Genomic DNA, 12,157 nt, shown 5'->3' with positions numbered 1-12,157 from the left:
TCTTATTCCTCACGCGGGTCAATGTACTTCACAGCACCCTGCTCCTTGCTGAAGCGGCCGTAAGTACCCACGTTCTTCTCATAAGCCTCGTTGGGGGTCTTGCCGTGACGGATATCCTCCATCATCTTGCCCAGCTTGACGAACTGATAGCCGATGACCTCATCGTTGGCATCCACAGCCAGCTTGTTGATGTAGCCCTCGGTCAGCTCCAGATAACGGACGCCCTTTGCCTTGGTGGAGAAGATGGTGCCGGTCATGGAGCGCAGGCCCTTGCCCAGGTCGTCCAGACCTGCGCCGATGGGCAGACCGTCCTCAGAGAAAGCGGTCTGGCTGCGGCCGTAGACGATCTGCAGGAACAGCTCGCGCATAGCAACGTTGATGGCGTCGCACACCAGGTCGGTGTTCAGAGCTTCCAGAATGGTCTTGCCGGGCAGGATCTCGCCTGCCATAGCAGCAGAGTGGGTCATACCGGAGCAGCCGATGGTCTCCACCAGAGCCTCCTCGATGACACCGTTCTTGATGTTCAGGGACAGCTTGCAGGTACCCTGCTGAGGTGCGCACCAGCCCACACCGTGGGTGTAGCCGCTGATGTCCTTGATCTCATAGGCCTTGACCCATGCGCCCTCTTCGGGGATGGGAGCCGGACCATGCTTAGGACCTTTGGTGATCGGGCACATATTCTGTACTTGCTGCGAATAGGTCATAATCATACTCTCCTTTTGACAAATTGATGCCACGCAGCAGGGGGGCTCCCCTGCCGTTTGCATTCGACCGGGCCCGCCGCTCTCATCGGTACGCCCAGTACTACCACGCATAGCTTCATTATAGAGGACATTTTCGCAATTTTCAAGACGTTTCCGACAATTTTTCTACAAAGTTTTTGACTGTTATTTGTAACTAACTGCCACATTTTATGCTTTTCCCGTTTCGTTTGATATTTTTTTGTCAGGTCTGCCAAAAGGTTCAGTTTTTCTTTGGTGGTTTTTGCCGTTGGACTGGCTGCAAGGCCCAGATGGCTGCAAAACCTGCCGCCGCCCCGCCGATGGCCAGCCCGTGCCGCCCGGCTTCCAACCCCCAGAGATTTGCTGCAAACGGAAAGGCCAGACTGCCCACGCTCTGCCCCAGTGCCAGAAAACCGTAGTTCACCCCTGCGTGCGGCAGGCCGAACAGATCGGTGGAAAGGGCGGGCAGCACCGCCGCCAGCGCCGAGTAACAGAAGGTCAGGCTGGCATACACTGCCGCCACGGCCCACCCCTGCGCAAACAGAAACACGCCGGACAGCACGAACGACGCCGCGAACAGCAGCAGATCGGTGGGCCTGCGGCCAATTTTATCGCTGAGCATGGGCATCAGCAGGCGGCCCGCCGCACTGCCCACGCTGCCCAGCACCACACTCCACAATGCAGCGTTCTCGTCCAGCCCCCGCTCCACGCCCAGCTTCAGGATGATGGGGCTGAACAGAAGCACCGCCGGGGTGGAGCAGCAGACCGCCCCCGCGCAGAGCCAGTATTGCTTCGTGCCCAGCATCTGCAAGGGGGCCAGGTCGAGCGGCGGGGTGTTCCTGCCCCGGCCCTGTTCGTCCGGCCGCTGCTTTTCGGGTGGCGGGTCGATGAGCAGCAGACTGCCCGCCAGACAGACCGGAAGGGTCAATGCCCCCAGTGCCCAGAACGCGCCCCGGATGCCCTGCACGATTCCAAAGCCGCTGACCGCCGTGCGCACGAACACGGTGAGGAACGCACCGGAAAGGCCCACCGCCCCGCCGATCACGCCGGTGGCAAGGCCCTTGCGCCCGGCATACCACTTCTGTGCGCAGGACTGGATGGATGGGTACAGAAACGCCGTGCCCAGCCCCGCCGGGATGCTGAACGTCCCAAAGAAAAAGCCGCCCTTCTCCCCCGGCAGCAGCGCCGCCGCAAAGAAACCGCCGCAGAGCAGGGCCGTGCCCCAGAGCGCAGCACACCGGGGGCCTCGGCTGTCCTGCAGAAAGCCGCCGAGGACGCACCCCACGCCGAACGCCGCAATGAGGATGCCGAAGGCATAGCCTGCCCCCTGCTCGCTCAGGCCGTACTCGTCCATGACCGGCTGCTGGAATACGCCCCACGCCGCCGGGATGCCCGTGAGCACCTGAATGGCTGCGCCCGCCGCAAGGATGGTCCATGGATGTTTTGCAGAAAACTGCTGCATTTTTGCATCACCTCTGCCCTTAGTCTGCCCTTTTTGATTGACAAACGAGCAGATTCTTTTATAATTGGAGGTACTATGAAAAGAATAACCCTCTCAGGCGCTTACGCGCCAGCTCTCCCAAAGGGAGAGCCTCTGGCGGGCCGTTTCTGGCCCTGCTGGCTGCTCAGGCCCATCCTTCCGAAAAGCCGTGGGCCTTGCGGCAAAGGGCAGGCAGATGCTGCCCATGAGGACAAGGCTCAGCCGCGTAAGAGCCGAAGGCGACAACGTGCAGACCTGCCCGACATGCCAATGGCTCCCCCTTTGGGGGGAGCTGGCACGCGAAGCGTGACTGAGAGGGTATAGAGAGAGGATCATCCATGAAAACACAGGCATTGAAGGGCATGCGCGACCTGCTGCCCGCTGAGCAGACCCTGCGCGATTACATTCAGGGCAAAATTCTGGAGACCTACCGTGCGTCCGGCTTCGAGCGCATTTCCACCCCCATGCTGGAGGATATGGAGAATCTGGACAAATCCGACGGCGGCGACAACCTGAACCTGATCTTCAAGGTGCTCAAGCGCGGCGATAAGCTCACCGCTGCCCTGAACACCGGCGATCCCAAGCAGCTTTCCGATATGGGCCTGCGCTATGACCTGACCCTGCCGCTGAGCCGCTACTATGCCGCCAACAAGGATAAACTGCCCAGTCCCTTCAAGGTGATCCAGACCGACCGTGTGTTCCGCGCCGAGCGCCCGCAGAAGGGCCGTCTGCGCGAGTTCGTACAGTGCGATATCGACATTCTGGGCGATTCTTCCCCCAATGCCGAGGTGGAGCTGATCGACGTGACCACCCGCGCTCTGCTGAACATCGGCTTCACCGGCTTCACCGTCAACATCAATGACCGCCGCATCCTGCGCGGGATGCTGGAGAGCATGGGTTTTTCCGCTGATACGCTGGATTCCGTCTGCATCACCTTTGATAAGATGGACAAGATCGGCGCCGATGGTGTGAAGGCTGAGCTGACCGAAAAGCAGCTGCCGGAAAATGCCATCAACGCACTGGCCGACTTCATTGCCGCAGGCGAAGTCACGCTGGATGCCGTGGCTGCCCGCTGCGCAGACCCCGCCATTGCCGACGACCTCAAGTATGTCCTTGCTACCGCCAACGCCATGGCTGCAGGCCGCTATCAGGTAGCCTACTGCCCCAGTCTGGTGCGCGGTCAGGGCTACTACACTGGCATGGTGTTTGAGATCACCTGCCCGCAGTTCAGCGGTGCCGTGGCCGGCGGCGGCCGCTACGACAACATGGTGGGCAAGTTCCTGGGCACTCAGGTGCCCGCCGTGGGCTTCTCCATCGGCTTCGAGCGGGTGTGTGGCATCCTGCTGGAGCAGGGCTACCAGATCCCCGGCGCAAAGCAGAAGATCGCCCTGCTGTACGGCAAGGAGGCAGATTTCCCCGCCGTCCTCGCCAAAGCCGCCGCTCTGCGCGACAACTACGAAGTCACCATCCTGCCCCAGGGCAAGAAGCTGGGCAAACAGTTGGGCCAGCTGGAAGCTTCCGGTTTTTCCGGTGCCGCCTTTATGGATAAGGATGACGTAAAGATCTTCGCACAGCAGTAACTTTTCCTGCGACACAGAAAGCCCCCGCCGTTCGTCGGCGGGGGCTTTCATGTTATCGGGCAGCGGTCAGCCCATCGTGAACTGTGCGGCGCAGAAGGCGGCATAGATGCAGATCATGAAGAGACTTTTTTCGCATTGGGATAGATGCGCTCCATCCGGGCATTGTCAAAGTGCGCATCCAGAACCACATCGACGGGGTTCGCCGCCTCCACGCCGCTGGTGCGGGCATCGTACCGGGCCAGCGCCAGCGCTGACACCAGCATGTTCACTGCCATAAAGACGGCCAGCGCCGCCGTCATCCAGGGGCGGATGCGGGATTTCAGCTTTCCCATGCACTTTGCCACCAGCGGATAGCCGTAGCGCATCCACATCACCGCCGCAATGCCCCAGAAAAAGCAGTACAGCAGGTTGATGCGCCCGCCCAGATTGAACTTGAACTTGCTGTAGTCCCAGAACACGGTGCCGAACAGCAGCTCGGTGACGGCGCTGCACACATACTCATACGCACCGCCGAGGATGACGCCGAACCAGAAGATGCGGCTCTCACTCTGGTGCTCGCTGCCCCGCAGAAGGACGGCGGCCAGCACCAGCGCCAGACCCCACACCACGCTGAACGGCCCCCAGACCAGACTGGAGCGGCTCATCCAGACACCAGCCGTGATGCGGCAGAACAGGGTTTCCACCACATCACCGAGGAAGGCCCCCACCACGAACAGCCAGACCAGGTCGGATACACTCATCGCCTTTTCGGCGCTGGTGGTCGGCTCCGGGCGGGCCGCTGCGGGGTAGGCCCGCTGGATGCGGCGCTCGACGCGGGCGGCGATCTTCTGCTGCAGCCGGTCGGTGCCCTTGCCCAGCTCCTGCCCCAGCTGTTCCAGCCGGGGGTGTCTGGCGGCATACTGCCCCACGACCACCACCGCACCGATCTGGTCCAGCACGGCGACCGTCATGCTGACCCATACCGCGATGTGGAGCAGCAGCGGCGGCAGCCAGGCACAGAACCGCAGCAGCAGGTCATTGCCCCAGCGGACTGCTACTGCGCCCAGCACGCCCCACAGGGCAGAATATTGCAGGCAGACGTAGCCGTCCAGGTTGAATTTTTTATCGGAGTAATCCCACCAGCGGCGGTGGTGCACCCGTTCCAGCAGCTTCGCCGTGATCCACTCGACCACGGTCGCGATCAGAAAACTGCCCGCGAACAGCGCGAACCAGTTGTTGCGCAGGTCGGCCAGACCCACGGCCAGCAGAACGCCCGCCGTGCCGTAGACGAAGCAGAACGGGCCGGAAGCCACACCGCGGTTGGTGAACCGGCGGCCTTTGGCGGTGGCTACGACCGTCTCCCCCACCCAGCCCAAAAACGAGTAGACCAGATAGATGACGCTGAGGGTATATAAATTCAATTCCATCGGCTGCTGCCCTCCTGAAACAAAGTATACTCTGATTGTACCCGGTTTCGGGGCGCTTGACAAGCCCAAACCGCAAAAATGCCACCTCCGGCACTGCGGCCGAAGATGGCATGTTCAGGTTTTGGATGTTACTGCAGGCCGGACCGGAGCGGGTTACAGCTGGCTCTTATACAGCTCCACGATCTCCTCCACGCTGGTGTCGCGGGGATTGCCGGGACGGCAGGCATCCGCAAATGCGGACTCGGCGAGGAACTGGATATCCTCTTCCTTCAGGATGCCGTGCAGATTTGTGGGGATGCCCACGTCTGCGCTCAGCTGCTTGACGGCGGCGATGGTTGCGTCAGCGGCTTCCACATCGTTCATCTCGTCGATGCCCACAACGCCCATGGCCTTGCCCACGGCGCGGTAGCGCTCACCGGCAACGCTCTTGTTGTACTCCAAACCCACCGGCAGCAGGATGGCGCAGGCCACACCGTGCGGGGTGTCGTACAGAGCGGACAGACCATGTGCCATGGAGTGGACGATGCCCAGACCCACATTGGAGAAGCCCATGCCGGCGATGTACTGGCCCAGAGCCATGCCCTCGCGGCCTTCCGGGGTGTTCTGCACTGCGCCGCGCAGGCTCTGGCTGATGAGCTTGATGGCTTCCAGATGGAACATATCGGAGATGACGCAGTGGCCCTTGGTGATGTAGCCCTCGATGGCGTGGGTCAGAGCGTCCATGCCGGTGGCAGCGGTCAGGCCCTTGGGCATGGAGGACATCATATCGGGATCGACCACGGCGATCTCGGGGATATCGTTGGTATCCACGCAGACGAACTTGCGCTTCTTCTCCACATCGGTGATGACGTAGTTGATGGTGACCTCGGCAGCAGTGCCGGCGGTGGTGGGAACAGCGATGGTGAACACAGCGTGCTTCTTGGTGGGAGCAACGCCTTCCAGAGAGCGGACATCCGCAAACTCGGGGTTATTGATGATGATGCCGATGGCCTTTGCGGTATCCATGGAGGAGCCGCCGCCGATGGTCACGATGCAGTCAGCTTCAGCAGCCTTGAAAGCGGCCACGCCGTCCTGCACGTTGGCGATGGTGGGGTTGGGCTTGATCTCGCTGTAAACAGCATAGGCAAAGTTTGCAGCATCCAGCAGATCGGTGACCTTCTTGGTGACGCCGAACTTGATCAGGTCGGGGTCGGAGCAGACGAATGCCTTCTTGTAGCCGCGGGCGGTCAGTTCGGGAACGATGTTCTCAATGGCACCGTGGCCATGGTAGGAGATGGTATTCAGAACGATGCGGTCAGCCATAATTACGATCCTCCAAATCATTGTACCCGTTTTCAGCCGGGTCTCTCTGCCTTTTACTTTACCATATTGTTAAAAACTATGCAATGTCAAATTCTTATGATTTTTATGAATTTTTTATACATAGTACACTGTTTCTGGACAAATATGCTGTTTTTGTGCAAAAAAACACCCTCTCAGTCAAACCCTGTGGGTTTGACAGCTCCCCGATGGGGGAGCCCTTGGCAGGCCGGACAGGCTCTGCTGGATGCTGAAAGCAGTTTGAATTGGAAACAAAAGTGCTCCGTCGTCAAGACCAACGGCATCAATACAATGGCTCTGACAAAAGAGCGTTTGTACGGATGCTGTAAATCGAAACAGCGGAGCACTCTATTTTATGGTTTCAAGAAATGTTGCTCATCCAGCACGACCAAAACCGGCTCGCCAGTGGCTCGCCCTCTGGGAGAGCTGGCGCGGAGCGCCTGAGAGGATAAGTCTTACCACAGCCGGATGACCTTGATCACACTTTCAGCCTTATCGCGGGCCAGCTCCAGATGGTGCTGCAGGGAATCTGCAGCACTGTCCCAGTTGTCGGCCAGAGCGGCATCCAGAATTTCCAGATGTTCGTCACAGGTCTGCTCCTGATTGATCATGCTCACCTTGCCGGTCATGATGCGGAAGCGGGTGTTCAGACCGGTGATGCGGTCATACGCCGAACGCAGGTACTTGTTGGGCAAAGTGCTCATGAGCAGTTCGTGGAACTCATCGTCCGACTCGCAGAAGTCGGTGATGCTGTCCGGGTGATGCATCAGTTCCTTATAGTCTTCCAGTGCCTGCCGGGGGATCAGGTTGCCGTAATTGCGCAGCGCATACGGCTCCACCAGCAGGCGCATCTCGAACATGCTGTGCACGTCCTCCTCGGTGATGCCGGAAACCATCAGGCCCTTCTTGGGCAGAATGGTGATCAGGCCTTCCTGCTCCAAGCGGCCAAGAGCATCCCGCATGGGGGTGCGGCTGATGTTGCCCATCTCGGCACAAAGCTTCTGCTCGTTCAAAAACTCGTTGGGCCGGTACTCGCAGTTCAGGATCTTGGTCTTAAGGTACTGGTATGCCTGCAGCTTCAAGCTCTGCTTTGCCTGCTGTTCCATCTCTTTCATCTTTCCAATCTCCTAACCGAACAGATCATTTCATTCCGATGTTCCGATGTTCGTCTCAAACAACGCAAAGCCGCCCAAAAGGCAGCTTGTATCCCTGAAATAATCCAACTCATCTCATACGAATATTATCACACAACTTGTCAATCTTTACAAGAGTTTTTCCAAAAGATTGGGAGCTTTTCCGTTTTGCACAGATATTCTGCCGTATTTTCTCGCATTATTCACAAAGTTTTTTGTGCTTGTCACCAACTCTCCCATCTTGTTTTGCATCGAAGGATAAATTGTGATACACTTGATGCGGAAAGGAAGGCGGATATCATGGCAGGTCGCGGCGGATACAACACCAAAACCCGGCAGCTCATCCTGGATTATCTCATCAACAACCGGCAGCACGCGGTGAGTGCTTCCAACATTCTGGAGCATCTGGAAGAGCAGGGCGCAAGCCCCAACCCCACCACGGTGTACCGCTATCTGGACAAGCTGGCCGGGGAGCAGCGCATCATGAAATACGTTGCCGACAAGGGCGAAAAAGCTGTGTTCCAGTACGTGGACGAGGGCCGCCACTGCCGGGAGCATCTGCACCTCAAATGCGTACAGTGCGGGCGCATCTATCATCTGGACTGCCACTTCATGGACGAGGTGCGCGCCCACCTGATGGCAGAGCATGGCTTTACCCTGCAGTGCGAGGGCAGCGTTCTGTATGGTTTGTGCCGCCACTGCGCCCAAAAAGAGGAACAGTCTGACTCTGATGGTCAAACCGCACAAAAATGCGCCTGCTGTGTTGACACGGACAAAAAGCCGTGATACAATGCATGCAAGAAAAAGCGTTGACCGGGAAAAGTAAGGTTTCAATGTCCTCTTTCAGAGAGTGCGGGTAGGTGGAAGCCGCGCAGAGAGCGAAACCCGAACGAACACCCGCAAGCTTCCCCCTGAACCTGTTTGTGCAGCAGTAGGGGCCGACGTGCGCCGCTCGTTATCGCGGCAGTGCTTTCAACGGGGAGAGCGCACAAAAGTGACTGGCATGGTTTTATGCCGGTAATTTAGGTGGCACCACGGATACGGCAGCATATTCGTCCTAGCGATTGGGATGAATGAGCTGCCGTATTTTTTATTTAAAAAGAGGGGTAAGAAATATGTGTTGTGTTATGGGCTATACCGGGCACGATCTGAGTGCCGCCAAATTCAAGGAATACCTGCTGCGCACGGTCATGCGCGGCCCGGACGACCAACGTGTGGTGGAAGGGCCTTTTGGTCTGATGGGCTTTGGCCGCCTTGCCATCATGGGCCTGACGCCGGAAGGCATGCAGCCCTTCTACCGCGGTGCCGACTGTGTGGTGTGCAACGGCGAGCTGTACGGCTTCCGCTTTGAGAAAGAGATCCTCAAGCGCCGCGGCTACAAGTTCCAGTCCGACTGCGACTGTGAGATCCTGCTGCCGCTGTACTATGAGTACGGTCTGGATATGTTCCGCCACATGGACTCCGAGTTCGCGCTTATCATGTACGATTCCCGCAAGGACCGGCTCATCGCCGCCCGCGACCCCATCGGCATCCGTCCGCTGTTCTACGGCTACTCCAAGTCCAGCCACCAGATCGCATTCGCCTCCGAGATGCAGAACCTCATTGGCTGGTGCGACGACATCCGGCCCTTCCCCATTGGCAGCTACTACTGCGATGGCCGCTTCGTCCGCTATGAGGACATTGCCGATGTGCCCGCCCCCATGCAGGACGACATGGACACCGTGCTGCGGAACATCCGCGAAAAGCTGATCGCCGGCGTAGAGAAGCGTCTGGACGCAGATGCCCCTGTGGGCTTCCTGCTCTCCGGCGGTCTGGATTCCTCGCTGGTGTGCTCCATTGCCGCCAAGAAGCTTGGCAAGCCCATCCGCACCTTTGCCATTGGCATGGACACCGATGCCATTGATCTGAAATATGCGCGCCAGACCGCAGAATATCTGGGCAGCGAGCACCACGAGATCATCATCAACCGGGATATGGTCATCAACAGTCTGGAAGAGGTCATCCGCCTGCTGGGCACCTGGGACATCACCACCATCCGCGCCAGCATGGGCATGTACCTGCTGTGCAAGGCCATCCACGAGCAGACCGATGTCCGGGTGCTGCTGACCGGCGAGATTTCCGATGAGCTGTTCGGCTACAAGTACACCGACTACGCCCCCACCGCCGATGCCTTCCAGCAGGAGAGCCAGAAGCGCATCCGTGAGCTGTACATGTACGATGTGCTGCGCGCCGACCGCTGCATCTCCTCCAACAGCATCGAGGCCCGCGTGCCCTTTGGTGATCTGGATTTTGTGCGTTACGTCATGGCCATTGACCCGGAAAAGAAGCTGAACAGCTACGGCAAGGGCAAGTACCTGCTGCGCAAGGCCTTTGAGGGCGATTGGCTGCCGCCGGAGATCCTGTGGCGCGAAAAGGCCGCCTTCTCGGATGCTGTAGGCCACAGCATGGTGGACGATATCAAAGAGTATGCCGAAAGTCTTTACACCGACGAGGAGTTCCAGCTGCGCCGGGCAAACTATTCGGCCCACTGCATGCCGTTCACCAAGGAAAGCCTGTTTTACCGCGAAATTTTCGAGAAGTACTACCACGACCAGAGCCGCACCATCGTGGGCTTCTGGATGCCCAACAAGGCATGGCCGAACTGCAACGTCAACGACCCCTCGGCCCGCGTGCTGGCAAACTACGGCGCATCGGGGGTGTAACTCTCCCACAGATACAAAGAGCTTCCGGCACCGTTTGGGATGCCGGAAGCTCTTTGTGCATCTTACCATTTTTTCCTTATGCCGTTTTTGAACACATTGCGATCGAATGCCTTGAACGGCTTCCAATCTTGAATCACTCCATTCAGCCTTTCAAACAGCATTGCACTCGGTTCATCGGGATATCTGAAACCAAGCCGATAAGGGTATTGCATCAAAACAATACTTCCTTGTTCTGCATTCGGCGATGCCGTTCCGTCCAGAACGATTTCTCCGACCGCTTTTTGTTCATCATAGGAGCATTGTGTATACAGTTCACAGACCCATACAAAATGTGGCAGTGGAAGATGCGCATAAACATCCCGCATTCCTAAATGTTCTGTTGCCTCCACACGTTGTTTCCTATAAGTTGCTGCCGAAGTAAGAAACAGACGAATAATCAATGGATTCTCATCCATTTTTCCCAGCGTTTCATATCCTCTATCTGCCCCGTCAATCTTATGGGGATCAATCTGTTGATAAAGTGTAGCGACATTCAGCTCTGCGCTTGCCAAAAACGTCAGGCACAATGATTCCGCCTGTTCCGCATCAATGACCATTCTCGTATGAAGTGGGACAGCAAATCCATAGATGACCTGCTCTCCCATACAGTAAACACTCTTTTTCCGCTTTCCTTTGTCATTCGGAATCATCTTCGGAACAATTTCAACTGGTTGATACGGAACACAGTTATCATCCATGATCACATACTCGGTATACGCATCCGCTGCATCACAGAAATGGAGAACGCTTTTACTCTGATCCTCTTCTGTAATCAAAGAGTACCTCCGAATAATGCTCCCTACCACATCCATTGCCGTCTTTCTGTTTTCTCGGCCAATGCAAATTACCGAATGATATACTCCTGTCCAGGGATTTTTCAGTTCCACTGCTACTGGAATACCTGACTCCACATATCTGCTAAGACATCGCCGGATATCCCATGTTGCACGCTTTTGCTTAGACATATACAGTTTCGGCTCAAATCCCTGATCCGAAAGCACTTTTGACAGCATCTCATAATTCAGGCCTCTAGACGGAAGGCTTCTTTCAAAGCTATGCCGTGAAACGATTTTTTGAATTTCACTTGGACAGAGATATCGATAATCGGTATATTGTGCACTGAAATAATCAAAAAGGTTGACCAGCGTCACCTCTGCACAGGTAACTGTTTCGCCATCCTGCATCATATAGGGAAATGCTTCTACGGTCAGCGAAATTCCAAGTGGCGAAATCCGGTATGTTGAAGTTCTGATGTAGTAATCTTTTCCTTTCTGGCATAAGATGTATCGCGGAGAGATCAACGACCTTCCAATCGCCCCCACTTGTAAAGGGCGAAGGACACAGCTACCAATAAAACATCTCTGGAGAGCATCTGAGTGATAGTTTTCAATTTCTGACATCACATCTCCATCAAAGATAATAATACGCATCGTAAAGCGTTCATAGTCTGAATGTTTTCGTGCATAATACATGTAGTAGCTATCCCGATACTCACGATCCACATAGTAAAGCTCCGTCATAACGGTTCTTTCATGTTCGTCCCATTTTTTCAGTTCAAAGTTATCCGGTCCTTCTCTTACGATATGATATCCAAGAAGATTTGCAAGGATTTGCTGCTCAACCGTATCTTGAATCTCAAATCTCCCATAGCTTGCCGTTTTCTCATCTGGTTCCTCAATCAGATACCAGTCGCGTAGACAATACTGCATCAATTCAGCCGCATCCATCTCGTTTTTGACAACCTTAACATAATCCAATAAAGAGGATTGATCCAT

At 56.5% G+C, this 12,157-nt stretch carries 9 protein-coding genes and 1 other annotated feature; of the genes, 3 read left to right on the top strand and 6 right to left on the bottom strand.

Going from position 1 to position 12,157, the window contains the following annotated elements; translation table 11 throughout:
• Positions 1-2: 2 nt before the first annotated feature.
• Both ACNQFG_RS06945 and ACNQFG_RS06940 read right to left on the bottom strand, forming a co-directional pair.
• Positions 3-704: an iron-sulfur cluster assembly scaffold protein gene (locus tag ACNQFG_RS06945; protein ID WP_044953520.1), complete on the bottom strand. Its 702-nt coding sequence runs from the start codon at positions 702-704 to the stop codon at positions 3-5.
• Between the two features lie 259 nt (positions 705-963).
• Positions 964-2,184, bottom strand: coding sequence for an MFS transporter (locus ACNQFG_RS06940; RefSeq protein WP_423406432.1), 1,221 nt, complete (start codon positions 2,182-2,184; stop codon positions 964-966).
• 356 nt (positions 2,185-2,540) lie between these two features.
• Between ACNQFG_RS06940 and hisS the strand changes: the two genes are divergently transcribed.
• The gene (gene hisS / locus ACNQFG_RS06935) at positions 2,541-3,782 is read left to right on the top strand and encodes a histidine--tRNA ligase (protein ID WP_423406431.1); all 1,242 of its coding nucleotides are present in this window, start codon (positions 2,541-2,543) and stop codon (positions 3,780-3,782) included.
• Between the two features lie 113 nt (positions 3,783-3,895).
• On the opposite strand, the gene ACNQFG_RS06930 is transcribed toward hisS, so the two are convergent.
• From ACNQFG_RS06930 to ACNQFG_RS06920, 3 genes are all read right to left on the bottom strand, one after another.
• Complete coding sequence (locus ACNQFG_RS06930; RefSeq protein ID WP_423406430.1) at positions 3,896-5,188, bottom strand: putative ABC transporter permease; 1,293 nt, start codon at positions 5,186-5,188, stop codon at positions 3,896-3,898.
• A 153-nt stretch (positions 5,189-5,341) separates the two neighbouring features.
• The gene (gene fucO / locus ACNQFG_RS06925) at positions 5,342-6,490 is read right to left on the bottom strand and encodes a lactaldehyde reductase (protein ID WP_005944478.1); all 1,149 of its coding nucleotides are present in this window, start codon (positions 6,488-6,490) and stop codon (positions 5,342-5,344) included.
• 473 nt (positions 6,491-6,963) lie between these two features.
• Positions 6,964-7,623 carry a GntR family transcriptional regulator gene (locus ACNQFG_RS06920; RefSeq protein ID WP_423406429.1) on the bottom strand — a complete coding sequence of 220 codons (660 nt, stop codon included), beginning with the start codon at positions 7,621-7,623 and terminating at the stop codon, positions 6,964-6,966.
• 318 nt (positions 7,624-7,941) lie between these two features.
• Between ACNQFG_RS06920 and ACNQFG_RS06915 the strand changes: the two genes are divergently transcribed.
• Both ACNQFG_RS06915 and asnB read left to right on the top strand, forming a co-directional pair.
• Complete coding sequence (locus ACNQFG_RS06915; protein ID WP_423406428.1) at positions 7,942-8,427, top strand: Fur family transcriptional regulator; 486 nt, start codon at positions 7,942-7,944, stop codon at positions 8,425-8,427.
• 14 nt (positions 8,428-8,441) lie between these two features.
• Positions 8,442-8,704, top strand: a binding site (T-box leader).
• A gap of 64 nt (positions 8,705-8,768) precedes the next feature.
• On the top strand, positions 8,769-10,343 hold the full coding sequence (asnB, locus tag ACNQFG_RS06910) for an asparagine synthase B (RefSeq protein WP_005944530.1): 1,575 nt from the start codon (positions 8,769-8,771) through the stop codon (positions 10,341-10,343).
• 62 nt (positions 10,344-10,405) lie between these two features.
• On the opposite strand, the gene ACNQFG_RS06905 is transcribed toward asnB, so the two are convergent.
• Positions 10,406-12,157 carry a hypothetical protein gene (locus tag ACNQFG_RS06905; protein WP_423406427.1) on the bottom strand — a complete coding sequence of 584 codons (1,752 nt, stop codon included), beginning with the start codon at positions 12,155-12,157 and terminating at the stop codon, positions 10,406-10,408.

It is taken from the genome of Faecalibacterium prausnitzii, from assembly GCF_049532945.1.
GTDB classification, from domain to species: domain Bacteria; phylum Bacillota; class Clostridia; order Oscillospirales; family Ruminococcaceae; genus Faecalibacterium; species Faecalibacterium prausnitzii_N.
Note: the sequence above shows the minus strand (reverse complement) of the source record. Positions and strands in the feature narration are given on the sequence as shown.

Coding starts and splice junctions, on each gene's coding strand:
- hisS (WP_423406431.1), top strand. CDS start 2,541: ATGAAAACACAGGCATTGAAGGGCATGCGCGACCTGCTGCCCGCTGAG.
- ACNQFG_RS06905 (WP_423406427.1), bottom strand. CDS start 12,157: ATGGATCAATCCTCTTTATTGGATTATGTTAAGGTTGTCAAAAACGAG.
- ACNQFG_RS06930 (WP_423406430.1), bottom strand. CDS start 5,188: ATGGAATTGAATTTATATACCCTCAGCGTCATCTATCTGGTCTACTCG.
- fucO (WP_005944478.1), bottom strand. CDS start 6,490: ATGGCTGACCGCATCGTTCTGAATACCATCTCCTACCATGGCCACGGT.
- ACNQFG_RS06945 (WP_044953520.1), bottom strand. CDS start 704: ATGACCTATTCGCAGCAAGTACAGAATATGTGCCCGATCACCAAAGGT.
- ACNQFG_RS06920 (WP_423406429.1), bottom strand. CDS start 7,623: ATGAAAGAGATGGAACAGCAGGCAAAGCAGAGCTTGAAGCTGCAGGCA.
- asnB (WP_005944530.1), top strand. CDS start 8,769: ATGGGCTATACCGGGCACGATCTGAGTGCCGCCAAATTCAAGGAATAC.
- ACNQFG_RS06915 (WP_423406428.1), top strand. CDS start 7,942: ATGGCAGGTCGCGGCGGATACAACACCAAAACCCGGCAGCTCATCCTG.
- ACNQFG_RS06940 (WP_423406432.1), bottom strand. CDS start 2,184: ATGCAGCAGTTTTCTGCAAAACATCCATGGACCATCCTTGCGGCGGGC.